Origin of the sequence: Sphingomonas sabuli, assembly GCF_014352855.1 — a bacterium.
In the GTDB taxonomy this organism is placed as follows: Bacteria; Pseudomonadota; Alphaproteobacteria; order Sphingomonadales; family Sphingomonadaceae; genus Sphingomicrobium; species Sphingomicrobium sabuli.
Window position 1 is genome coordinate 1,043,667 of sequence record NZ_CP060697.1, and the last position, 23,539, is coordinate 1,067,205.

Consider the following 23,539-nt stretch of genomic DNA (forward strand, 5'->3'; position numbering starts at 1 on the left):
GCCCCCTTCGAACGAAGCGCAGATTTAGCGCGGCCGGTGCCGCCTGCAAGCGGGTTTAGCGGCGCTTGCCCTTGTGCCGGATATTGGCCGGCCGGCCGCGCTTGTGCAGGGGTTTCGGCCGGCGCATCCGGTCGTGGCGGTCGTCGGGCTGGCGCTCGGGGCGCTCCCCGTCCGGAAGGGCGAAGCGCAGCCCGCCGGTGACCGGGTTGGATTCGACAATTTTGAGCCGGATTTTCTGGCCCTGCCGGAAACTGGTGCCACTATCCTCGCCGACCAGCTGCTGGCTCTTTTCGTCGTAGCGAAAATATTCGTCGCCGATGGTCGAAACCGGCACGATCCCGTCGCCGCCGAAATCGACGACGGTGGCGAAGAAGCCGAACGGCTGCACCCCGGTGATGCGGCACTGGACGACCTGGCCGACCTGGTCGGCAAGATAAGCGGCGACATAGCGGTCGACGGTCTCGCGCTCCGCCTCCATCGCCCGCCGCTCCAGCCTGGAAATCTGTTCGCCGATCTCGTCGAACTTGTCCGCGTCGGCGGCCGGCAATCCGCCCTCGCCGAGCTTGTAGGCGCTGACCAGGGCGCGGTGGATCAACAGGTCGGCGTACCGCCTGATAGGCGAGGTGAAGTGGCCATAGGTTGCCAGCGCCAGCCCGAAATGGCCCAGTCGTTCGGGCCCGTAACGGGCCTGCATTTGCGTGCGCAGCAACTGTTCCATGATATCCGGGCGGCTGTCGGACTCGCCCAACTTGTCGATGATGGCGTTGAAGGTGGCGGGCCGGATCACCTGACCCAGCGTGAAGGCGATTGAAAACGTGTCGAGATAATCCTTGAGCGCTTCTAGTTTCTCGCGGCTTGGCGGTTCGTGGATGCGGTACATGACCGGCGCCTTCTTCGCCTCCAGCGCGCGCGCCGCGGCGACGTTGGCGGCGATCATGTAATCCTCGACCAGCCGGTGCGCATCGAGCCGCTCGCGCGCGGCGACGGACGTGATGCGACCCTTTTCGTCCAGCACCACCTGGCGCTCCGGGAGGTCGAGTTCCAGCGGCTGCCGTTTCTCGCGTGCGGCAAGCAAGGACCGCCAGCAGCCCCAGAGGGGCTTGAGTGCGCCCTCGACAATGTCGGCCGCCACTCGGCCCGCGGTGCCGTCGATCGCCGCTTGCGCATCCTCATAGGCGATGTTGGCGGCGACGCGGATGCGGGCGCGGGCAAAGCGCCATTGCTTGATCGTGCCGTCCTTGGCGATGGTGAGGTGGCAGGCCATCGCGGCCCGCACCTGGTCCTGCTTCAGCGAGCAGATGTCGGCCGACAATTCCTCCGGCAGCATCGGCACGACGCGATCGGGGAAATAGACGCTGTTGCCGCGTTTGCGCGCCGACCGGTCGAGCGCGCTGTCCGGACGGACGTAGAAACTGACGTCGGCGATCGCGACGATCGCCTTCCAGCCGCCCGCATTGTCCGGATCGTCGTCCGCTTCGGCCCAGATGGCATCGTCGTGGTCGCGCGCGTCCGCCGGGTCGATGGCGACGATCGGCAGGTTGGTAAGGTCCTCGCGCTCGCCCAGCGCTAGCTTCGCCACCTTCTTCGCTTCGTCGAGGACGGCATCGTCGAATTCGTACGGCAGCTCGTATTTGTGAATGGCGATGAGGCTGAAGCTGCGCGGCGCGAACGGATCGCCGAGCACCGCGTCGACCCGCGCGCTAACCGTGTTGCCTCGGCCGGTGACTTCGCAGAGCACCAAGTCGCCCGCCTCGCCTTCGCCGACGTCGCTGACGGCGAATTCGCGGCGCTCTTTCTTCTCCACCGGGGTAAGCCAAAACCGACTGCCGTCACGGCGCAGCACGCCCAGCACTAATTCGGCCTTTTTCGCCAGTTTCTTCAACGGGTGGGCGACATGCCCCTTGCCGCGTTCCTCGGTGCGGGCGAGCACGCGGTCGCCGATGCCCAGCGCGCCGTGCTTGCCGCGCTCGATCACCCGTAGCCGCGGCGGCGGCGTGCTGGCGTCCCAACTTTCCGGCTTGGCCCAGATGTTCCCGTCCTCGTCGGCATCGACGATGTGCAGCACGGTCACCTTGGGCACGGTCCCGGCCTTGTTGAGCGTCTTGCCGCGCGAACTTTCGATCTCGCCGTCCTCACCCATCTGCTTGAGCAGAGCCTTGAGCGCGATCTTGTCGCTGCCCTTCAGATTGAAGGCGCGCGCGATTTCCCGCTTGCCGGCCGGCTGGTCGGACGTGGCGATGAAGTCGAGGATCTGCTGGCGGGTGGGAAGCGCGGCGGATTTGGGTTTGGCCATACCCCCTACCTCGGCGCTGCGGCGCTCGCAGACAAGGCCGCGCGGCGGGCCAGGCGATGTTCGCGCCAGATAATCACCAGCCCCGAAGCGACGATCAGCGGCGCTCCAGCCCATACCCACGGCGTCGGCAACTCGCCGAAAATGAATATGCCCAACAGGGTTGCCCAGACGAGGCTGGTGTAATCCATCGGCATGACCAGCGCGACCGGCGCAAGCCGCAATGCGCCGGTCAGGGTCAGCTGCGCTAGCCCCCCGACCAGCGCCAGCCCGGCCAGAATCCAGAACGTCCTCCCGTCGTGGGCGCCGCCGTACCACAGCATCGCGACGCCCAGCGGCACCAGCGAGCTGACCGCGAACCAGAAGACGGTGGTCGATGCGCGTTCCGTCGCGCCCAGCCGGCGGATGACGATGGTCACCGACGCGGTCAGCAGCGCCGCGAACACCGCCACCGCCGCCCCGGTCAGCGGCACGGCGCCGCTGCCCGGCTGGACGATGACGAGAACGCCGGCAAAGCCCGCCGCGACCGCGCCCCAGCGCCACCGCCCGGTCGGTTCCCCCAAAACCAGCGCGGCCAGCACGGTCGAAAAGATCGGCACGGTGAAGCCGATCGCCGTCGCCTCCGCCAGCGGCAGCAGGACGAAAGCGAGGAAGTTGAGGCCCATGGCGGTGACGCCCAACGCCATGCGGCTGACGTGGGCCCAGACCCGCCGTGTCCGGAGCGTCGCGAAGCCGGGCCCGAAGGCCACCAGCGCCGCCGCGCACAGCGCCGATCCGCACTGGCGATAGAATAGGCTTTCGATGACGTTGACGCCGTGGTCCGCGGCCAGCTTCACCAACGCGAGCATCACCGCCAGCAGCACTGCGGTAACCAGCCGCAACCCGACGCCCAGCAGCGGCCGCTGCTCGGTAATCTCGTCGGTGTCGCGAACGTCAGAAGCGGGCATGCGCCGCCCCTACGTCCGCCTAGCGCAGCTGGCTATCCTTCGAACCGCGACGGTTAATGGTGGAATGGGTGACCGCCTTGTCGCGCTCGGCCTGGCAGGCAATGCAGGTGCGCACGCCGGGCAGCGCATCGCGGCGCTTCTTGGGAATGGTTTCGCCGCAATCGTCGCATTCGCTGGCGCTTTCGCCCTGCGGAGTGAGCGACCGGGCGCGCGCGACCGCGTCCTTGACGGTGTCGTCGATCTGATCCTGGACCGCTCCGTCCCGTGTCCAACCGCCGGCCATCGCTGCCTCCTATTGTCCTTCGACCGGAGCACTATAGGGCTTGAAGGCGCCACCCGGAACGGCCGAAGCCACCGGGCTGACCCAGCCATTGGCGCTGACCGACGCCACGCCGAAGACATAATCGTCGACGCGTACGCCGGGCAGTGTCAGTCCGCACCGAAGGTTGGGTGAATCTTCCTTTGCGGGCACCGTCAGGCAGCCATTACCGTCACCCGCGCCGACGGGAATGTATTGCGCGCCGCCCCACTGGCTGGCGTCGGTCGCGCGCCAGCGGACGACATATCCGCGCGCGCCGGCAACCGGATTCCAGCGGACGATGGTGTCGGTCGAAACCGCGCCCTCGGCCGCGGCATCGGGCGGCGGCGGCGCATTGGCGATCGCCGCCAGCGCGGCGACGTTCAGCTTCGTCACGCGCTCCAGATACGCAAAGTCCATTTCGTCGACGGTATCGCCATATTTGATGCCCTTGTCGGTTCGCAGGTCCTGGTGCTGATGCTCGTAATCCTCGACCGCCACGGACAGGCGGACGGCAGGAAAGCCGCTATTGAGGAATTCGGTATGGTCGCCGCCGCGACCGAAACGGTCGTTGCGCCAGATCTGCACCACGTCGATCCCGGCGGGGACGTGTCCGGCGAGGTCGTCGAGAAAGCGCGAGATGTTGCGCGACGGCGCGTCATTTTCTCCGCCAAGGCTGCGGATGCGCGCGGCCAGCGCCTCATGCCCCTGCCACCGCGGCCCTTCGGAAAAGACGCGCACCTGCCGGTCGTTGCAGACGCGGTCGGACCCGCAGCTGTTGCCGATGATGTCGTTGTTCAGATTGGCGACGACATTCCAGCCCTGGGCCTTGGCATAATCGGCGAGGACCTTGCCGCCCAGCAGGCCCTGTTCCTCGCCCGACAGCGCCGCATAGACGATGGTCCCGGCAAACTTCTGCTTCGCCAGCACGCGCGCCGCTTCAATGACCGCGGCGGTGCCCGATCCGTCGTCGTTCGCGCCGGGCGCGTCTGCGGTGGCGTTCATCACGTCGCTCACGCGGCTGTCGATGTGGCCGGTAATGATGACGACGTCGTTGGGCCGTTCCGTCCCGCGCTGGATCGCGACCATGTCGCACACTCGCGTCGGCGTCGGCACGCGGCGGCCGGTGACCATGTCGCACGGGCGGACGGTTTGCAGGCCGAAGCTTTTGAACTGCGCTTCGGTCCAGTTCAGCGCGGCGCCGATGCCGCGCCGCGGATCGGTCTGCGACGACAAGGTGTGGCGCGTGCCGAAGCTGACCAGCCTTTCGACATCCTGCCGCATCCGCTGTCCGCTGACCGACTGGATGATGGCGGCCAGTTCCGGGCCCTTGGGCGGTGGCGGCGGCGGCAATGGCGGGGTCGCCGCGGCAGCGGTGGCGAACAAAAGGGCGGTGAGGGCGGGAAGATGTTTCATGGGCATAGTGTGGCATCGGAAACGCCGCACGGCCAGCTTCGGGTCAAAATCGCCATGGTCATTCCCCCGGCATGCATGCGTCGGGGCAGAGCGAGGCGAAAGGACCGGTAACCGCAACTGCGGCGCGGTCTGGCGCGGCCAACTTTGCATTGGCCGCCCGCGGGTCTAGGGAGCGGCCAACCTTTCCCCAGACCCAGGATCCCTGCCCCATGTTGCGTGACATCGACCATTTCATTGCCGGCGAAGCGTATCAGTCGAGCGGCCGCACCGGCGACGTCTTCGACCCCAATCGCGGTGAGGTGCAGGCGCGGGTCAAGCTGGGCGCCGCGTCCGACCTGCAAAAGGCGGTGGACGCCGCCAAGGCCGCGCAGCCGGAATGGGCGGCGACCAATCCGCAGCGCCGCGCCCGCGTCTTCTTCAAGTTCCGCGAGCTGGTCGAAAAGAACATGCAGGAACTCGCCGAACTGCTGTCGAGCGAGCACGGCAAGGTCGTCGCCGACGCCAAGGGCGACGTCCAGCGCGGGCTGGAAGTGATCGAATATTGCTGCGGCATTCCGCAGTCGTTGAAGGGTGAATATACCAACGGCGCGGGGCCCGGCATCGACGTCTATTCGATGCGCCAGCCGCTGGGCATCGGCGCGGGCATCACGCCGTTCAACTTCCCGGCCATGATCCCGATGTGGATGTTCGGCCCGGCCATTGCATGCGGTAACGCCTTCATCGTCAAGCCGTCAGAACGCGACCCCAGCGTGCCCGTCCGCCTGGCCGAACTGATGCAGGAAGCGGGCCTGCCCGACGGCATCCTCAACGTCGTCCACGGCGACAAGGAAATGGTCGACGCGATCCTCGACCATGCGGACATCGCGGCAGTCAGCTTCGTCGGGTCGTCCGACATCGCTCACTATATCTACACCCGCGGCGGCCAGAACGGGAAGCGCGTGCAGGCCTTCGGCGGCGCCAAGAACCATGGCATCGTTATGCCCGACGCCGACCTCGACCAGGTCGTCAACGACCTTGCCGGCGCGGCATTCGGGTCGGCCGGCGAACGCTGCATGGCCCTGCCCGTGGTCGTTCCGGTCGGCGAGGACACCGCCGACAAGCTGCGCGAAAAGCTGCTCCCGGCGATCGACGCACTGCGCGTCGGCGTGTCGACCGACAGCGAGGCGCATTACGGCCCGGTCGTCAGTCAGGCCCATAAGGAACGCATCGAACAATATATCCAGATGGGCGTCGACGAAGGCGCCGAACTGGTCGTCGACGGCCGCGGCTTCACGCTGCAAGGTCACGAAAAGGGCTTCTTCGTCGGCCCCACGCTGTTCGACCACGTCAAGACCAGCATGAAGAGCTATCAGGACGAGATTTTCGGCCCGGTGCTGCAGATCGTCCGCGCCAAGGATTTCGAGGAAGCAGTCAAGCTGCCCAGCCAGCACGATTACGGCAACGGCGTCGCCATCTTCACCCGCAACGGCCACGCCGCGCGCGAATTCACGCACCGCGTCAACGTCGGCATGGTCGGCGTCAACGTACCGATCCCGGTTCCGGTTAGCTATCACAGCTTCGGCGGCTGGAAGCGCTCGGGCTTCGGCGACATCGGCCAGTACGGGCAGGAAGGCGTCCGCTTCTGGACCAAGAACAAGGTCGTCACCCAGCGCTGGCCCGATGGCGGCGGCGACGGGTCGAATGCGTTCGTCATTCCGACAATGGGGTAAAGCGCTTTTTCAGCGCGACCGTGACTTCTGGCCCATGCAAATCGCCAATTCAGGCTTCAATGATGCACGCTCACGAATGTGCAATCGGGAAGCCCAATGGTCCGCGCCTTACAACTCCGACTTAGCCTGGCCTTGCTCGCGCTTTGCGCAACGGCCGCTTTCCCTTTCGATCGCTCGAACGCGGCAGCGGGCAGCGGTTCTGTGCAAGTGGATGCCAAGGGCGAGACGACTGACCTGGACCGTGCTGCGAGTGATCGGCTCAAGGCGCTGCTTGCCGCGGTAAACAGCGGCGATGCCGCAGTCATGCAGGCGTTCATCGATGCCAACGGCGTGTCCGAACCGGTGCCGTCCGGAGGCTACAGCCCGTTGCCGCTAGTCGGCAAATTGCTCGACCTCCATCGCCGAAGCCACGGGCTGGAATTTGTCCGAATGGCCAAACTCGAAAAAGGAAAAGCGACGGCCGTCGTCCAGTTTCGGCTCACCGGCCACAAGCATTTGCTCACGATCCAGGTCGAAAACGCGGCACCCTACCGCATCGCCAACATTCCGCCGGCTCTGCTCGTCCCGACCAAGCTCAGCCTAGGTTCCGAAGCGGCGCGGTTCGAGCATATCGGCGCCTATCTCGACACGGTTGCGGAAGCCGACCTCTTTTCGGGCGTCGTCTTGATTGCGCGCGACGGGACAGCGGTCTTCGAGCGCGCCCACGGTTTTGCCGACCGGGAAAGAAGGATTCCGAACACGATCGATACCCCGTTCGATATCGCAAGCACGACCAAGCTTTTCACCAGTATCGCCATCGGCAAGCTCGTCGAGCAGGGCAAGCTCAGCTACGAGGACCCGCTGGCCAGGTTCGTACCCGACTTCCCGGACCGGCAAAGCGCCGAACGGATCAAGATCAAGCACCTTCTCAGTCACACGGCGGGGCTCGGCAACCAATTCGGTCCGGCCTATTTCAATTCAATCCATGAATTGCGCAGCCCGCAGGACGTGATCGACCTGGTCGACCGCGAAGCGCCGAAGTTCGAACCGGGCGAAAAATGGGCCTACAGCAACGTCGGTTACCTGCTGCTTGGCCTCGTGATCGAAGCTGCCAGCGGAAAGACCTACTACGACTATGTCCGCGAAAACCTGTTCGCGCCTGCGGGCATGACCAGCACGTCCTTCCCGCATCAAGACCAGGACGCCGTGGTCATGGCGCAGCGCTATGACGTCAAGCTGGACGGCCAAAAACTCCGCTATGTGAAGCAGGAAAAATACGCCCAGGCTCGCGGCACGTCCGACGGGGGCAGCGTGTCGTCGGCACCTGACCTTATCAAGTTCGCCAATGCGCTGGAAACCGGCCAGATCGTGAAACCGGAAACCGTGCGGCTGCACTCCGATCCGAAGCCCGAACTCGGCTCTCCAAAATATGGCTACGGCGTGATGTCGATCGCGAGAACCGGTGAACCCCTGATCGGCCATGGCGGCAACGCGCCCGGGGTCTGCACCGATTTCGGCAGTATTCCCGGCACGCCGTATACCGTGGCCGTGCTGTCGAATTCGACAATGACGTCGTGCATCGAAGTCACGTCGCATATCCTCCAGGCGCTGGCCGTTCCCAAGGCAGCCTGATCGGCAGCGGAGAGCCCGCGCATCGGGAAAACAGGTCAAGGAAACGAGGTTCATCAAAAAACCTTGGCCCTGCCAGCCGGTCACTGCGGCGAGCCTGTCCAGTTTAATTCCCGGCTCACGCAACCGTCTTTCGCCGCGGGCGGTTGTCGCGCAATGACCAAACATATCGCGATTATCGCCTGTCTCCTGCTTGCCGCTTGTAGCGGCGAGGATGTCATCGAAAACAACAGCAGCGGGGCCGAAGCCCTGCCGAGCCTCAACCGGCAGCAAGCAAGCGCCACCGGCGACCCGCAGCCTCCGGGGCAAACCTCGGCGCCGGAACAACCGGCCGGCAACGCGGCCATTCCCGCCGCGCTTCATGGCCGCTGGGGTTTGACGCCGGGCGACTGCACCTCGACCGGCGGCGACAACAAGGGTTTGCTGGTGGTTTCCGCGGATTCACTGAAGTTCTACGAAAGCCGCGCCATTCCCACCGTCACCCTTCAAACGTCCCCTAACTCCGCCAACGGCCAGTTCAATTTCACGGGCGAGGGCCAGGAGTGGCAGCGTTATCAGGCGCTCGAACTGCAGGATGACAAGCTGGTCCGGACCGAACGCGACCCGCTTGAAACCTTTACCTATGCGCGTTGCTGACAAGGGCGGGATGCGCCGCTAAGGCCCCAGCCATGCACCAGTTCGAGCTAACCGACGACCAGCTCCAGATCCAGGAGATGGCCAGCAAGTTCACCGCCGACGCCATCACCCCCAACGCTGCCGAGTGGGACGAAAAGCACATCTTCCCGCGCGACGTGATCCGCGAAGCCGCAGAGCTTGGCTTCGGATCAATCTACGTCAGCGAGGAAAGCGGCGGCATCGGCCTTGGCCGGCTGGAAGCCGCGCTGATCATGGAAGCCATGGCCTATGGCTGCCCGTCGACCAGCGCCTTCATCTCGATCCACAACATGGCGTCGTGGATGATCGACCGCTTCGGCAGCGACGAGGTCAAGCAGAAGTATCTGCCGTCGATGATCACAATGGAGCGGATGGGGAGTTATTGCCTGACCGAACCGTCGTCCGGTTCCGATGCGGCGGCGCTCAAGACCAGGGCCCGGCTCGACGGCGATCATTATATCGTCAGCGGATCGAAGGCTTTCATCTCCGGTGGCGGCGAGAACGAGGTCTATGTGACTATGGTCCGCACCGGCGAGGAAGGGCCAAAGGGCATCACCTGCCTGGTCATCGACAAGGACATGGACGGCGTCAGCTTCGGCGCGCAGGAAAAGAAGCTCGGTTGGCATTCGCAGCCCACGGCACAGGTCAATTTCGACGAGGTCCGTGTGCCCGTCGCCAACCGCGTCGGAGCGGAGGGCGAAGGTTTCCGGATCGCCATGATGGGTCTTGACGGCGGGCGGCTGAACATCGGCGCCTGTTCGCTTGGCGGGGCCCAGCGCTGTCTCGATGAAAGCGTCGCCTACACCAAGGAACGCCAGCAATTCGGCCATCCGATCGCCGATTTCCAGAACACGCAATTCACGCTTGCCGATATGGAGACCGAGCTGCAGGCGGCGCGCTACCTGCTTTACGTCGCCGCGGCGAAGGTGACCGCCAACGCACCGGACAAGACCCGTTTCGCGGCCATGGCCAAGCGGCTGGCCACCGACACCGGAAGCTCGGTCGTCGACCGCGCGCTGCAGCTGCACGGCGGCTACGGTTATTTGCAGGACTATCCGATCGAACGTTTCTGGCGCGACTTGCGCGTCCATTCGATCCTGGAGGGGACCAACCAGATCATGCGCGTCATCGTTAGCCGGGATTTGCTGCGCCAGTGACGGATACGGAAACGGCGGACGAGGTCCTGGTTTCGGCGGAAGGCGGCGTTGGCCGCATCCGCCTCAATCGCCCGAAGGCGATCCACGCACTGACCACCGGCATGTGCGAGACGATGAGCGCGGCGTTGCTGCGCTGGCGCACCGACGACAACGTCCAATGCGTGGTGATCGACCATGCGGTCGGCCGCGGCTTCTGCGCCGGCGGCGACGTCGTCATGCTGGCCAGGAGCGGCGCCGGCGACGCGGCCGAGGCGCGCGATTTCTTCTTTGCCGAATACCGGCTGAACCATTTGCTGTTCACTTATGACAAGCCGACCGTGGCGATCATGGACGGAATCACGATGGGCGGCGGGGTCGGCATTTCGCAGCCCTGCACCTATCGCGTCGCGACCGAGAACACGCGGCTGGCGATGCCGGAAACGGGCATCGGCCTGTTCCCCGACGTCGGCGGCGGCTGGTACCTGTCGCGCCTTCCGGGCCGCGTCGGCCAGTTCATGGCGCTAACCGGAGCGCGGCTCGACGGCGCCGAATGCGCTTATCTCGGCCTTGCCACCCATTACGTCCCCAGCGGCTCGCTCGAGGACCTGGTCGAGCGGATCGCCAAGGCGCCGGACCGGGTGCAAGGCGCGCTCGGCGCGGCCTCCGAGAGCGCGCCGGAGCCGCGGATCGCCGCCAGCGCGCCGCAGATCAGCCGCCTGTTCGCGTCCGACAGCCTGGAAGAGGTGATTGCGGCGCTGGAGGCAGATGGCGGCGACTGGGCCGAAAAGGAACTGGGCACGTTGCGCGGCAAGAGCCCGCTGTCGTGCAAGGTGTCGCTCCGGCTGCTCGCCGAAGGCGCCGGGCGCGATACGTTCGCCGACGAAATGCGCGCCGAATATGCGCTTGCCGCCAACGTCGTGCGAACGCACGATTTCAAGGAGGGCGTCCGCGCGCTGCTGATCGACAAGGACAATCGCCCGAGCTGGGAGCCGCCGGCGCCCGAAGCCGTCACCGGCGAGATGCTCGACACCTTGTTCGCGCCGCTCCCCGCGAGCGAGCAGTGGACCCCGTTTCCGGAGACCCAGAAATGACCGATTATTCCGCCATCCTCGTCGAGACGAAGGGCGCGGTGACTTTGGTCACCCTCAACCGCCCGGAAGCGCTCAACGCGCTGAACAGCAAGGTCCTGGACGAACTGATCCACGCTTTCGCGGCCTACGACAGCGACCCGTCGCAGCACTGCCTGGTGCTGACCGGCAGCGGCGAAAAGGCGTTCGCCGCGGGCGCGGACATCAAGGAGATGCAGAGCCAGGGCTTCTCCGACATGTACAACGCCAACTTCTTCGCCGGGTGGGAGCAGGTTACCCGGACCCGCAAACCGTGGATCGCCGCGGTCAACGGCTTCGCGCTTGGGGGCGGCTGCGAAGTGGCGATGATGGCTGACTTCATCATCGCCTCCGACACCGCGAAATTCGGCCAGCCCGAGATCAAGCTGGGCGTCACGCCGGGCATGGGAGGGTCGCAGCGGCTGACGCTGGCGATCGGCAAGTCCAAGGCGATGGAAATGTGCCTCACGGGCCGGATGATGGGCGCCGAGGAAGCCGAACGCTCCGGTCTCGTCGCTCGGGTCGTGCCGGCCGCTCAGCTGCTGGAAGAGGCGCTGAAGACCGCCGAGACCATCGCCGCGATGCCGCCGCTGGCCGCCGTCGCCAACAAGGAAATGGTCAACGCCGCGTTCGAGATGCCGCTGGCGCAGGGCATCAACTTCGAACGCCGCCTGTTCCATGGCCTGTTCGGGAGCGAGGACCAGAAGGAAGGCATGGCCGCCTTCGTCGAGAAACGGCCGGGTAACTGGACGGGGCAGTGACCGAAGCCATCCTTCTGATTGTGGTGGGGATCGCCTGCACCGCCCTCGGTCTGGTCGAATGGCGAGACTATCGGAATGGCAAAGGCCAATTTTCCAGTCGTCATATGGTTTCGTTTGAGAGTTGGAAGATCACGCGACATTTGGTTCGCTTCAACTCGGTGATGACTCTTGTCTATCTGTTAGGATCTGGTCCGACGTTGACCGGTCTCGGAATCTGGCTGCTCGTCAGTTAGTTGGAGAAGCAAATGAAGATCGCATTCATCGGCCTTGGTCACATGGGCGGCGGGATGGCGCCGAACCTGGTCAAGGCTGGCCACGACGTGCAGGCGTTCGACCTCAGCGAAGAGGCGTTGGCCGCCGCCGAGCAGGCCGGCTGCAACCGTGCCGCCTCCGCCGCCGAGGCGGTGAAGGATGCCGAAGTCGTCGTCACCATGCTTCCGGCTGCCAAGCACGTGCTGGACGTCTATCGCAGCCAGGTGTTCGGCAATGCGCCTGAAAGCGCGTTGCTGATCGATTGTTCGACTATCGACGTCGGCAGCGCCCGCACCGTCGCCGAAGAAGCGCAGGCGAAGGGTTACGCGATGGTCGACGCGCCGGTGTCGGGCGGCATCGCCGCCGCAGCCGGCGGCACCCTCGCTTTCATGGTCGGCGGTTCGGACGAAGCCTTTGCCGAGGCCCAGCCGATCCTCGAGCCGATGGCCAAGGCGGTGATCCATGCCGGTGAGGCCGGCGCCGGACAGGCGGCCAAGATCTGCAACAACATGATCCTCGGCGCCACCATGGCGGTGACCTGCGAGGCATTCGTGCTGGCGCAGAAGCTGGGGCTCGATCCCAAGGTATTCTACGACATCAGTTCGCAGGCATCGGGGCAAAGCTGGTCGATGACGTCCTACTGCCCGGTCCCGGGCGTCGGGCCGAAGACCCCTGCCGACAATGATTATGACGGCGGCTTTGCAGCGGCGCTGATGCTCAAGGATCTCAAGCTGGCGATGCAGGCCGCGGAGCAGGCCGGCGTCGAAGTGGAGATGGGTGAGGAAGCCGAAGAAATGTACGAGGCGTTCGTCGAAAAAGGCGGCGGCTCAAAAGACTTTTCCGGCATTATAAAGATGATCGACGGAAGCTGGAGCGAGTGATCCGGCACAACAAGGAGACCTGACGTGCGCACTATCGCGATCCTGACCCTTGCCGGAACGGCGCTGTTCGCCGCGGCTTGCGAGCAGCAGCCTGCCGTCGACACCAACACGGCTGCGGTCGAGAACGAGGCCGTGACCGACGCCGCTGCGCCGGCGAATACGAGTGCGGCCGCCCTGCCCGCCGCAGTGGATGCCGAGACCGCCAAGACCGTGATGCACGACCGGCACGAGAATTTCGAGAAACTGGGCGATGCGATGAAAGTGATCGGGCGTGAACTCGACGCCGGTTCGCCCGACCTCGCGCGCGTTCGCACCAACGCCGACACCATCGCCGCGCTGGCGCCGCAGCTTCCGTCCTGGTTCCCGGCCGGCACCGGTCCCGACGCGGGCAAGACCCACGCCAAGGCGATCGTCTGGGAACAGCCGGCCGATTTCCTTGCCAAGGCGAGCGATTTCGACCGCGCCGCGCAGGCGTTCAAGACCGCCGCTCAGGGCACCGACGTGGCCGCCATCCGTACCGCGCAGGGCGAGCTCGGCAAGACCTGCAAGTCCTGCCACGACACCTATCGCGAGAAGGATTGATCCGGTTTGAGGAACCGGGTTTGGGACCTGCCGATCCGCCTGTTTCACTGGGCGCTGGTGGTGCTTGTCGCGTTCAGCTGGTGGACCGCCGAGACCGGGCGTGACGACTGGCACTTCTGGTCCGGCTACGCAGTCCTGTTCCTGCTGATCTTCCGCCTTCTATGGGGGATCTTTGGCAGCTCTACCGCCCGATTCGCTTCCTTCGTGAAAGGGCCGGCCGCGGTGCGGACCTACCTGCGGAGCGGGATGCGCTGGACCGCGCCGGGCCATACGCCGCTGGGCGCGCTCAGTGTCGTTGCCCTGCTCCTGGCGCTGATCGTCCAGGTCGTCACCGGGCTGTTCAATGTCGACGAGGACGGGCTGATCGAAGGCCCACTGGCCAAATATGTTTCCCTGTCGACGGCCGACTGGCTGCACGACGTCCACGAGGCCAGCTTCAACGTGCTGCTCGTGCTGATCGGGCTGCACATCGCCGCCATCGTCTTCTACCTGCTGGTCAAGAAGCTCAACCTGGTGACGCCGATGATCAGCGGCCGGGCCGACCTGGCCGCCGGAGTGACCCCGATGCGCCGGGTCCCCACCCTGGTCGCGGTCGCCTGCGCCGTCGCGGCCTTCGCGCTCATGGTCTGGATCGCCAGAGGCCTGCCGCCGTTCGGCCCTTGATCGGACCGGTGCGCGGGGCCACATCGCCCCCATGCTGATCCGCAACGAACAGACGCCCAACCCGGCGACCCGCAAATTCCTGCCCGGCCAGACCGTGATGGACGGCGGCACGCGCGATTTTCCCGACGCGCCGAGCGCCGAAGCCTCTCCGCTGGCGACCGGCCTGTTCGAAACCGGCATGATCGAAGGCGTATTCTACGGCCACGATTTCATCTCGGTCACCGCCGCGCCCGGCGTATCGTGGACCGACCTGGAGCCAATCGTGGTCGAGGCGTTGCTGGACCATTTCGTCACCGGCGCGCCGCTGTTCCGCCCGGGCAGCGCCGCCGGGATCGCCGTCGATGGCGATGCAGCCTTCGAAGACAGTCCCGAAGACGCCGACATCATCGACCAGATCAAGGACCTGATCGAAACCCGCGTCCGCCCGGCGGTCGCGCAGGACGGCGGCGACATCGCGTACAAGGGCTACAAGGACGGCCGCGTCTATCTGTCCATGCATGGCGCCTGCCAGGGGTGCCCATCCTCTGCGATCACGCTGAAGCGCGGCATTGAAAGCCTGATCAAACATTACGTCCCGGAAGTGGAATCGGTCGAAGCCGTCTAGACTGCGGCACTACCGTCCATTGCAGGGCTTGCCCCGGCGTCCGCGCTGTGGCCACTTGGCGCAATGATCCTGGCGATCGAAACATCCAGCTCGGCCTGCACCGCCGCCCTGTTCGGTGATGACGGCCAGTGCATCGACCGCCGCGACGAAGTTATTCATCGTGGGCACGCCGAACGCCTGGCGCCGATGCTTGCGGAAATGCTCGCCGGACGCCGCGCGGACAGCATCCTCGTCGGGGTCGGGCCCGGCAGCTTCACCGGCATCCGCGTCGGCATCGCGGCCGCCCACGGGCTCGCCATCGGCTGGGACGTGCCGTTGTGCGGCCTATCGTCGCTGGCCCTTCTGGCCGCCTCCGTCGACGCTTCGGAAGACGTGGCGGCCGCGGCAATCGGCGGACACGGCGAACTGTTCGTCCAGCAGTTCGGCACCGGGCTTGAGCCCGCGACCGACATTCTCAACCTTGCGCCGGCCGCCGCCGCCACGGCGATTTCTGCCAGGCTGGTCGTCGGGTCCGGCGCTGCCCTGCTGGTCGAGGCGCGCGGCACCGGCGAAGCGGTCGACGCCTGGCCGTCCGCCGCGCATGCTCTCGATCTGCCAGAAGCATTGCGCCTCCTTCCGCCGGTACCGGTCTATGCCCGCGCACCTGACGCCAAGGTCCGGTCGGCGGCATGACCGTGACGCTTACCACCGGCTGCTCGGCCGACCTCGACGGGGTGATGAACGTGATGGGCGCCGCGTTCGCCGAGGAGTTCGGCGAAGCATGGACCCGTGCGCAATGTTCCGGAATCCTGCCGATGACCGGGGTCAAGCTGCTGCTGGCCTGCACTGCGGAGCAGGTCGTCGGTTTCGCGCTCTACCGTACGGTCGCCGGCGATTCGGAACTGCTGTTGCTGGCGGTCGCCCCGGAGGCCCAGGGTGACGGCGTCGGACGAGCGCTGCTCGAACAATACATCGAAGATTCCAAGAAAAACGACGCCGAAAGCATCCACCTGGAAGTGCGGGACGGCAATTCCGCGGTCCGCCTTTATGAAGCCGCCGGGTTTCAGCAAACCAATCGGCGCAAGAACTATTATCGCGGGCGCGGCGGCGCACAGTTTGACGCGCTGACGTTCATGCTGTCCGCTTGACCTGAACCCGGGTTATTGCCGCAATCCTATTGCGGCTGGGGCGCCGCGTGGCTACGGCCCGCCTTTCACCACCCGCGCATGCGCATGTTCAAGTCTCGGAGAATAAATAATGGCTGACACCGACAATAATGAAGATACGTTACTGACCCTTACCGCGGATATCGTCGCCGCCCATGTCAGTAATAACAGCGTGGCCGTCAGCGACCTTCCGACGCTTATCCAGAATGTCCACGACGCGCTTAACGGAATTGCCGGTTCCGCTTCGGCCGTGGAAGAAAAGCAGGAGCCGAAAGTCTCCATCCGCGCTTCGGTGAAGCCCGATTCCATTACTTGCCTGGAATGCGGCAAGAAGCAGAAGATGCTCAAGCGTCATCTGATGACCAACCATGAGATGACCCCGGCCGACTACCGGCAGAAGTGGAACCTGGCCAACGATTACCCGATGGTGGCGCCCAATTACGCCGAACAACGGCGCACGCTGGCCAAGTCGATCGGCCTCGGCACCAAGCGGCGGCGCACCCGCGGCGGCAAGAAGTAACGAAAAAAAGGGGGCGCCTGCGGGCGCCCCTTCTCTTTACCGCGCGGCTGGCCATCCTTACGTTACGCCCATGAGCCACGCAGTCATCGACGTCGAAGCCTTGTGCGCCGACAAGGGGTTGAGGATTACCGAACAGCGCCGGGTGATCGCCCGCATCCTGTCCGAATCCGAAGATCATCCCGACGTCGAGACACTCCATGAGCGGGCCGCGGCAGTCGATCCGAAGATCTCCATCGCCACCGTCTACCGCACCGTCCGCCTGTTCGAGGAGGCAGGAATTCTCGCCCGCCACGAATTCGGTGACGGCCGCGCGCGCTACGAGGCCGCGTCGGACGAACATCACGATCACCTGATCGACGTCGAAACCGGCAAGGTCGTCGAATTCGTCGACGAAGAGCTTGAGGCCCTGCAGAAGCGCATCGCCGAAAAGCTCGGCTTCCGCCTCGTCGATCATCGCATGGAGCTGTACGGCGTCGCCCTCGACCGCGACCGCTAAAGCTCGCGGCGTGACCGCTGTCGCCGTCCTGCGACTGGTCGCTTTGGCCGTGCTGCTGATGGCCTGCCTGCCACCCCATTTGCTGTCGAAGGCCCTGCTCGGCCGGTCGCGCTGGCCGCAGCGGTTCCTGACCGGCGTGGCGTGGATTTGCGGTGCGCGAATCCGGGTGGAGGGCACTCCGCCGAGCCCGCGCACGCTGCTCGCCTGCAATCACACCAGCTGGCTCGACATTCCGGTGATGGCGGCCGCGACCGGTTGTGCTTTCGTGTCCAAGGCGGAGCTTGGCCATCCGGCGATCCACTGGCTCGCCGACCAGAACGCAACGCTTTACGTTCGCCGCGAGGAACGCCGCAATTCGCACGCCCAGGCACAGGCGATCGCAAGCCAGCTGCGCAATTCGCAGCCGCTGGCGCTGTTTCCGGAAGGTACGACCGGTCCGGGGACGCACCTGCTGCCCTTCCGGTCGACCCTGTTCGCCGCGGTCACGCCGCTGCCCGATGGTGCGGTCGTGCGCCCGGTGGCGATCGATTTCGGCCCGGCGGCGGCGGAAATCGGCTGGGTCGACGAGCCGGGGCTGGACAACGTGCTCCGCATGCTCGGCCGGACACGCCCGATCCCGGTCACCGTGCGCCTGCTCGACCCGCTGCCGCCCTCGACCGACCGCAAGCGGCTTTCGGAGGCCGCGCGCGACGCCATCGAATCCGCTCTCTTCAAGTCGCCCCGCCAGTCGCCTATAGGCAAGGGTCAATGACCCCCAAGACATTCAAGATCAAAAGCTTCGGCTGCCAGATGAACGTGTATGACGGCGACCGCATCGGCGAGATGCTGGCCGAACGCGGCCTGTCCGCAGTCGGTGACCGCGACGACGCCGACCTTGTCGTCCTCAACACCTGCCACATTCGCGAGAAAGCGGCGGAGAAAGCCTATTCCGACGTCGGCCGCCTCCGCCGCGAAGACGGGACCAGGCCGATGGTCGCGCTCGCCGGCTGCGTCGCACAGGCGGAGGGCGCGGAGGCCAAGCGGCGGTCAGAGATGATCGACATCGTCGTCGGCCCGCAAGCCTACCACCGCCTGCCGGAGATGGTCGCCGAAGCGGCGCGCGGCGCGCGGCCGGTGGACACCGACATGCCGGCAATTTCCAAGTTCGACGCGCTACCCAGGCGCCGCCGGGCGACTCCGAGCGCCTTCCTCACCGTTCAGGAAGGCTGCGACAAATTCTGCACCTACTGCGTCGTGCCGTACACCCGCGGCGCCGAAATCTCACGGCCGTGGGACCACATCGTCGCCGAGGCCCGCGCGCTGGTCGACGGCGGCGCGCGCGAAATCGTCCTGCTGGGCCAGAACGTCAACGCGTGGGAACATGGCGGGCGCACGCTGGCCGACCTTATTCGCTTCCTGGCCGGCATCGAGGGGCTGGAGCGGCTGCGCTACACCACCAGCCATCCGGTCAACATGGGCGACGACCTGATCGCGGCGCATGGCGACGTGGCGGAGCTGATGCCATATCTTCACCTGCCGGTGCAGTCGGGCAGCGACCGCATCCTGCGAGCGATGAACCGCAGCCATTCCACCGACAGCTACCTGCGGACGATCGAGAAGGTTCGCGCGGCGCGTCCCGACATCGCCATTTCGGGCGACTTCATTGTCGGCTTCCCCGGCGAGACCGAGGCGGATTTCGAAGCGACGCTGCAGATTGTCGATGCGGTTCGCTACGCTTCGGCCTATTCGTTCAAATATAGCGCGCGGCCGGGCACTCCGGCAGCGACCATGGAGGACCAGATTCCCCGCGAAGTCATGGAGGACAGGCTGCAGCGCCTGCAGTCACGCATTGCCGGGCACCAGCTCGCATTCAACCGCTCCACCGCCGGGCTCGACACCCGGTTGCTGATCGAACGGCCGGGCCGCCGTGCCGGCCAGATGATCGGCCGCTCTCCCTGGCTTCAGTCGGTTCACGTGCAGACCGACGCGGCGCCAGGCACGATGCTCGACGTCACGCTGACCGCGGCCGGTCCCAACAGCATGACCGGCGCGCTGCTCCGACAGGACGCCGCCTGAATGTCGCGCCGTGACGGAGCCCCCGCACCGGCCAACGAACCTGGCCGCGCCCGGCTCGAACTGGAATTCGACGAGCCCTACCTGCTCGGCCCGCTGTTCGGCGATTACGATCGCCACCTGATCACCATCGAAAGCCGGCTGGGCGTGCACATCGCCGCGCGCGGCAATCGCGTGCAGATCGAGGGCGAGGCCGACGCCGCATCGCGCGCCCGTGATGTTCTGGTCGGCCTCTACAAGCGGCTCGAGCAGGGCCACGACATCGACGCAGAAGCGGTCCAGGCCGTGCTCGGCATGGCCGCGCAGCCGAGCCTCGACGGGATCATCAACGATGAGGTCGCCTCCCCGCCGCGAGTGATGATCCGCACGCGCAAGAAGACCATCGTCCCGCGCTCGCCGACGCAGACGGTCTACATGGAAGCGTTGTCGCGCGCCGACATGATCTTCGCGCTTGGGCCGGCCGGTACCGGCAAGACCTATCTCGCCGTCGCGCAGGCGGTGTCGCAGCTGATTTCGGGAAGCGTCGACCGGCTGATCCTGTCGCGCCCGGCGGTCGAGGCCGGCGAGCGGCTCGGCTTCCTGCCCGGCGACATGAAGGAGAAGGTCGATCCCTATCTCCGCCCGCTGTACGACGCGCTGTACGACATGCTGCCGACCGAGCAGGTCGAACGCCGCATCGCGTCGGGCGAGATCGAGATTGCCCCGATCGCCTTCATGCGTGGCCGGACGCTCAACGATGCGTTCATCATCCTCGACGAGGCGCAGAACACCACGCCCGCGCAGATGAAGATGTTCCTGACCCGCTTCGGCATGCGCAGCCGGATGGTCATTTGCGGCGACCCCAAGCAGGTCGACCTGCCCGAGCCCGGCAAGTCCGGCCTGCACGACGCCGTCACGCGCCTTGAGGGAGTGCAGGGCATCGCCGTCGTTCCCTTCACCACGGCCGACGTCGTCCGCCACCCGCTGGTCGGACGCATCGTCGAGGCCTATGAAGGGCCGGGACAATGATGCTGGACATCGCCATCGACGCCGATCCGGACTGGGACAGTAGCACCGGCTGGGACGCGCTGGTGCGCGCCGCCGCCCAAGCCGCCATCGCCGAAAGCGCCTTCCCGCAGCTGGCCAGTTCGCCCCGCGCGGTCGAACTGTCGGTCCGCCTGACCAGCGACGAGGACGTTCGCGCTCTCAATGCGCAATGGCGCGGCAAGGACAAGCCGACCAACGTCCTGTCCTTTCCGCAGGCCGAGCCGGACGAACTTGCCGAACTGGCCGAGGACGGACCCGAAGTGATGTTGGGCGACATCGTGCTGGCGCGCGGGGTCTGCATCCGCGAAGCGGAGGAAAAAGCGATCCCGCTCGATCACCACGCGGCGCACTTGGTGGTCCACGGCACCCTGCACCTGCTTGGTGACGACCATGGCGACGACGCCGCGGCCGACGCCATGGAGGCGCGCGAGGTGCGCGCCCTTGGCCGGCTGGGCATTGCCGACCCTTACGGGGACCGCGGCTGATGGCGAGCCGAAGCGACGACGGCGGATCGCGGCTGTGGCGCGGCATGCGCGCCCTGATCTTCGGCAACGAAGGCACGCCCACACTGCGCGACGAGATCGAGGACGCGATCGACGAGGCGGAAGATTCGCACCCCGTCGCCGGCGACCTGACCCCGGTCGAACGGCAGATGCTGCGCAACCTATTGCACTTCGGCGACGAGACCGCGGGCGACATATGCGTTACGCGCGGCGACATCGTGTCTGTCCCGGCGACGATCGCCTTCGACGATCTGGTCCAAGCCTTCGCCGAGGCCGAGCACAGCCGCTTGCCCGTCTATGGCGAAAGCCTCGACGAGATAATCGGCATGATTCACATCAAGGACCTGTTCGCCGCGCTGATCGACCCGGCCCGCGACCGCTCCATCCAGGCGATGATGCGCAACCCGCTGTTCGTCCCCGAATCGATGGGCGTCATCGACCTTCTGGCGCGGATGCGCGCCGAGCGCATCCACCTGGCCGTCGTGGTCGACGAGTTCGGCGGCACCGAAGGATTGGTGACGATCGAGGACGTTGTCGAGGAAATCGTCGGCGAAATCGAGGACGAGCACGATATCGAGGCAGCGGGCATGCTGACCCGACTGGCTGATGGCGTGTGGGAAGCCGACGCCCGGATCGAGCTGGAAGAGCTGGCCGAGAGCGTCGATGCGCGCCTGACGTGGGAAGAAGACGAGGTCGATACGCTTGGCGGCCTGGTCTTCCTGCTTTCGGGCCACATTCCGGCGCGGGGTGAATCGGTGCTTCACCCGTCGGGCTGGCGCCTAGAAGCGGTCGATTCCGATCCGCGGCGCATCCTTCGCGTCCGGCTGCATCAGCCGGAGGCCGAGGTCGCCGCCGAAGATTAGGCTTTCGCGAACAGGTTTTCGGGTTTCGCCATCGCCTTGAACTCCAGCGCATTGCCGGCGGGATCGAGCAGAAACATCGTCGCCTGCTCGCCCGGCTGGCCTTCGAAACGCACCGTCGGCGGGATCACGAAGTCGATCTTCGCTGCCACCAGCCGTTCGGCCAGCCGGCGCCAGTCGTCGACCGACAGGACAATCCCGAAATGCGGCACCGGCACGTCGTCGCCGTCGACCGCGTTGCTCGCCCGCGGCCGCACCGATCCCGGCGCCAGGTGCGCGACGATCTGGTGACCGTAGAGGTTGAAGTCGATCCATTCAGCGCTGCTGCGGCCCTCCGGACAGCCCAGCAGGCCGCCGTAGAATGCACGCGCGGCGGGAAGGTCGTCGACGGGAAAAGCGAGATGGAAGGGTGGCAGGCTCATTTGCCGGCATTGTCATTGGCCGCGCACCGAAGCAATGACGCAAAATGCGCATCCTGCTTTACGCCCTGCTGACCGGCGCCGCGTCCGCCTTCGCGTTCGAGCCGGTGGGCGTGTGGCTGCTGATGCCGGTCGCCTTCGCCGTGCTGCTCTGGCTGCTGTCCCAGGCCCAGACGCTCCGCCGCGCGCTGCTGGTCGGCTGGATCTTCGGCGTCGGCCAGTTCGTCGTCGGCCTCAACTGGATTGCCACGGCCTTCGGTTTCCAGGCGGCGATGCCGGCGTGGCTCGGCTGGATCGCAGTGGTGCTGCTGTCGCTTTACCTTGCCGTTTACCCGGCGCTCGCGGCGGGCCTCGCGTGGCGGATCGGCAAGGACAATGAAATCGCCCGTTCCTTCGCGCTCGCCGGCGGCTGGGCGATCACCGAATGGCTGCGCGCCGGGATCTTCACGGGCTTCGCATGGAATCCGGTAGGCGCGGCGCTGGTGCCGACGCCATTGCTCGGCACGACAGCGCTGATCGGCACCTACGGCTTGTCGGCGCTGACCGTGTTGCTGGGCGCGGTCATCTGGCTGGAGATCAAGCGCAAGTTCCTGCCCGGCGTCGCTATCGCCTTCGCCACCGCATTGCTGTGGCTGCTGCCTTCCTCTCCGGTGCCCGAAACGCCGTTGCTGTTGAAGCCGATCCGCGTGGTCCAGCCCAATATCGGGCAGGAGCAGAAGTGGCGGCCGGAATTCGCCGAGGAGGCGGCCCGCAAGCTGGCCCAATTGTCGCAGACGCCGGGCGGCGAACACCCGCACCTGCTGCTGTGGCCGGAAGCCGCGGTGACCCAGCCGCTGCAGGACGATCGCGCCGGCCCGGCGTCCGCCTTCGCTGCGTTCGAACGGTCGCGCGCGGCGCAGTCGCTGCAAAATGGCGAGGCGCTGCTGACCGGCGGCATATCTCTCCAGTCGGCGGACGGGCAGAACGTCAGCGGCGCCACCAATAGCGTGTTCGTCATCGCCCCCGGCGGACGGGCGCTGGCACGATACGACAAGGCGCACCTCGTCCCGTATGGCGAATATCTGCCAATGCGCGCCCTGCTCACCCCGCTCGGACTGTCGCGGCTGGTCCCGGGCGACACCGACTTCAGCGCCGGCCCCGGCCCGCGCAGCGTCGAGCTGCCCAATTGGGGCAAGATCGGCATCCAAGTCTGCTACGAAATCATCTTTTCCGGCCATGTTGCGGACAAGGCCAACCGTCCGGACTTCATCTTCAATCCGTCGAACGACGCCTGGTTCGGCCGTTGGGGACCGCCGCAGCATCTGGCGCAGGCGCGGCTGCGCGCCGCCGAAGAAGGCTTGCCGGTGGTTCGCGCCACGCCGACCGGGATCAGTGCGGTGATCGACGGCCGCGGTCACGTGGTGCAGCAGATCGGCTGGCGCCAGGCGGGCGTGATCGACACCAACCTGCCGCCGCCATCGCCGCAGCCGACGCTGTTCGGCCGGTTCGGCAATGTCGTCCCGTTGCTGCTTTCCGCGCTGCTGCTTCTCGGCGCCATTGCCCTCGCCGGGAGCCGGCGCTATCGGCACACATAACGAATCCTTTATATCACGGCCGCGAACGTCGCGGCGT

At 66.0% G+C, this 23,539-nt stretch carries 26 protein-coding genes; 21 read left to right on the top strand and 5 right to left on the bottom strand.

The window, feature by feature from the left end:
- Window positions 1-55: 55 nt before the first annotated feature.
- From rnr to H8M03_RS05325, 4 genes are read right to left on the bottom strand one after another with little or no spacing between them, the layout of a single operon-like run.
- Entirely contained in the window at window positions 56-2,293 is a 2,238-nt protein-coding gene (rnr, locus tag H8M03_RS05310) for a ribonuclease R (RefSeq protein WP_187480694.1), read from the bottom strand.
- A 5-nt stretch (window positions 2,294-2,298) separates the two neighbouring features.
- Window positions 2,299-3,237, bottom strand: a complete 939-nt coding sequence (locus H8M03_RS05315) for a DMT family transporter (RefSeq protein WP_187480695.1) — start codon at window positions 3,235-3,237, stop codon at window positions 2,299-2,301.
- A gap of 19 nt (window positions 3,238-3,256) precedes the next feature.
- Window positions 3,257-3,520 carry a DksA/TraR family C4-type zinc finger protein gene (locus H8M03_RS05320; RefSeq protein WP_187480696.1) on the bottom strand — a complete coding sequence of 88 codons (264 nt, stop codon included), beginning with the start codon at window positions 3,518-3,520 and terminating at the stop codon, window positions 3,257-3,259.
- 9 nt (window positions 3,521-3,529) lie between these two features.
- Window positions 3,530-4,951: a M28 family peptidase gene (locus tag H8M03_RS05325; protein WP_187480697.1), complete on the bottom strand. Its 1,422-nt coding sequence runs from the start codon at window positions 4,949-4,951 to the stop codon at window positions 3,530-3,532.
- Window positions 4,952-5,163: 212 nt separating this feature from the next.
- Here H8M03_RS05325 and H8M03_RS05330 point away from each other — a divergent pair, with 212 nt between their 5' ends.
- From H8M03_RS05330 to H8M03_RS05425, 20 genes are all read left to right on the top strand, one after another.
- Complete coding sequence (locus tag H8M03_RS05330) at window positions 5,164-6,660, top strand: CoA-acylating methylmalonate-semialdehyde dehydrogenase (protein ID WP_187480958.1); 1,497 nt, start codon at window positions 5,164-5,166, stop codon at window positions 6,658-6,660.
- 201 nt (window positions 6,661-6,861) lie between these two features.
- Window positions 6,862-8,271, top strand: a complete 1,410-nt coding sequence (locus H8M03_RS05335) for a serine hydrolase domain-containing protein (protein WP_187480698.1) — start codon at window positions 6,862-6,864, stop codon at window positions 8,269-8,271.
- Window positions 8,272-8,334: 63 nt separating this feature from the next.
- Window positions 8,335-8,904, top strand: a complete 570-nt coding sequence (locus H8M03_RS05340) for a hypothetical protein (RefSeq protein WP_187480699.1) — start codon at window positions 8,335-8,337, stop codon at window positions 8,902-8,904.
- Between the two features lie 32 nt (window positions 8,905-8,936).
- Complete coding sequence (locus H8M03_RS05345; protein WP_187480700.1) at window positions 8,937-10,079, top strand: acyl-CoA dehydrogenase family protein; 1,143 nt, start codon at window positions 8,937-8,939, stop codon at window positions 10,077-10,079.
- Complete coding sequence (locus H8M03_RS05350; RefSeq protein WP_187480701.1) at window positions 10,076-11,149, top strand: enoyl-CoA hydratase/isomerase family protein; 1,074 nt, start codon at window positions 10,076-10,078, stop codon at window positions 11,147-11,149. The genes H8M03_RS05345 and H8M03_RS05350 overlap by 4 nt, the downstream gene beginning before the upstream one ends.
- Window positions 11,146-11,925, top strand: coding sequence for an enoyl-CoA hydratase (locus H8M03_RS05355; protein ID WP_187480702.1), 780 nt, complete (start codon window positions 11,146-11,148; stop codon window positions 11,923-11,925). The genes H8M03_RS05350 and H8M03_RS05355 overlap by 4 nt, the downstream gene beginning before the upstream one ends.
- Window positions 11,922-12,158: a hypothetical protein gene (locus H8M03_RS05360; protein WP_187480703.1), complete on the top strand. Its 237-nt coding sequence runs from the start codon at window positions 11,922-11,924 to the stop codon at window positions 12,156-12,158. Before H8M03_RS05355 ends, H8M03_RS05360 begins: the two co-directional genes overlap by 4 nt.
- A gap of 12 nt (window positions 12,159-12,170) precedes the next feature.
- Complete coding sequence (gene mmsB, locus H8M03_RS05365) at window positions 12,171-13,058, top strand: 3-hydroxyisobutyrate dehydrogenase (protein ID WP_187480704.1); 888 nt, start codon at window positions 12,171-12,173, stop codon at window positions 13,056-13,058.
- A gap of 24 nt (window positions 13,059-13,082) precedes the next feature.
- Complete coding sequence (locus H8M03_RS05370; protein WP_187480705.1) at window positions 13,083-13,640, top strand: c-type cytochrome; 558 nt, start codon at window positions 13,083-13,085, stop codon at window positions 13,638-13,640.
- A gap of 6 nt (window positions 13,641-13,646) precedes the next feature.
- Window positions 13,647-14,303 carry a cytochrome b/b6 domain-containing protein gene (locus H8M03_RS05375; protein WP_187480706.1) on the top strand — a complete coding sequence of 219 codons (657 nt, stop codon included), beginning with the start codon at window positions 13,647-13,649 and terminating at the stop codon, window positions 14,301-14,303.
- 31 nt (window positions 14,304-14,334) lie between these two features.
- On the top strand, window positions 14,335-14,907 hold the full coding sequence (locus H8M03_RS05380) for a NifU family protein (RefSeq protein ID WP_187480707.1): 573 nt from the start codon (window positions 14,335-14,337) through the stop codon (window positions 14,905-14,907).
- 63 nt (window positions 14,908-14,970) lie between these two features.
- A complete protein-coding gene (gene tsaB, locus H8M03_RS05385; protein WP_187480708.1) occupies window positions 14,971-15,579 on the top strand; it encodes a tRNA (adenosine(37)-N6)-threonylcarbamoyltransferase complex dimerization subunit type 1 TsaB in 609 nt (202 codons plus the stop codon).
- Window positions 15,576-16,034 (top strand): ribosomal protein S18-alanine N-acetyltransferase, encoded by a 459-nt coding sequence (rimI, locus tag H8M03_RS05390; RefSeq protein WP_187480709.1) that lies wholly within the window; start codon window positions 15,576-15,578, stop codon window positions 16,032-16,034. Before tsaB ends, rimI begins: the two co-directional genes overlap by 4 nt.
- 109 nt (window positions 16,035-16,143) lie before the next feature.
- On the top strand, window positions 16,144-16,572 hold the full coding sequence (locus tag H8M03_RS05395) for a Ros/MucR family transcriptional regulator (RefSeq protein ID WP_187480710.1): 429 nt from the start codon (window positions 16,144-16,146) through the stop codon (window positions 16,570-16,572).
- Between the two features lie 70 nt (window positions 16,573-16,642).
- Window positions 16,643-17,068 (top strand): Fur family transcriptional regulator, encoded by a 426-nt coding sequence (locus H8M03_RS05400; protein WP_187480711.1) that lies wholly within the window; start codon window positions 16,643-16,645, stop codon window positions 17,066-17,068.
- Window positions 17,069-17,078: 10 nt separating this feature from the next.
- Window positions 17,079-17,819, top strand: coding sequence for a lysophospholipid acyltransferase family protein (locus H8M03_RS05405; RefSeq protein WP_187480712.1), 741 nt, complete (start codon window positions 17,079-17,081; stop codon window positions 17,817-17,819).
- On the top strand, window positions 17,816-19,123 hold the full coding sequence (miaB, locus tag H8M03_RS05410) for a tRNA (N6-isopentenyl adenosine(37)-C2)-methylthiotransferase MiaB (protein WP_187480713.1): 1,308 nt from the start codon (window positions 17,816-17,818) through the stop codon (window positions 19,121-19,123). Before H8M03_RS05405 ends, miaB begins: the two co-directional genes overlap by 4 nt.
- The gene (locus H8M03_RS05415) at window positions 19,124-20,128 is read left to right on the top strand and encodes a PhoH family protein (RefSeq protein WP_187480714.1); all 1,005 of its coding nucleotides are present in this window, start codon (window positions 19,124-19,126) and stop codon (window positions 20,126-20,128) included. It abuts the gene before it with no gap.
- Window positions 20,128-20,631, top strand: coding sequence for an rRNA maturation RNase YbeY (gene ybeY, locus H8M03_RS05420; RefSeq protein ID WP_187480959.1), 504 nt, complete (start codon window positions 20,128-20,130; stop codon window positions 20,629-20,631). The genes H8M03_RS05415 and ybeY overlap by 1 nt, the downstream gene beginning before the upstream one ends.
- Complete coding sequence (locus tag H8M03_RS05425) at window positions 20,631-21,512, top strand: hemolysin family protein (RefSeq protein WP_187480715.1); 882 nt, start codon at window positions 20,631-20,633, stop codon at window positions 21,510-21,512. Before ybeY ends, H8M03_RS05425 begins: the two co-directional genes overlap by 1 nt.
- Here the strand turns inward: H8M03_RS05425 and H8M03_RS05430 are convergent.
- Window positions 21,509-21,931, bottom strand: a complete 423-nt coding sequence (locus tag H8M03_RS05430) for a VOC family protein (RefSeq protein WP_187480716.1) — start codon at window positions 21,929-21,931, stop codon at window positions 21,509-21,511. The two genes, H8M03_RS05425 and H8M03_RS05430, sit on opposite strands and share 4 nt — an antisense overlap.
- Before the next feature lie 44 nt (window positions 21,932-21,975).
- On the opposite strand from H8M03_RS05430, the gene lnt reads away from it, so the two are divergent.
- Window positions 21,976-23,502: an apolipoprotein N-acyltransferase gene (gene lnt, locus H8M03_RS05435; RefSeq protein WP_187480717.1), complete on the top strand. Its 1,527-nt coding sequence runs from the start codon at window positions 21,976-21,978 to the stop codon at window positions 23,500-23,502.
- Window positions 23,503-23,539 lie beyond the last annotated feature (37 nt).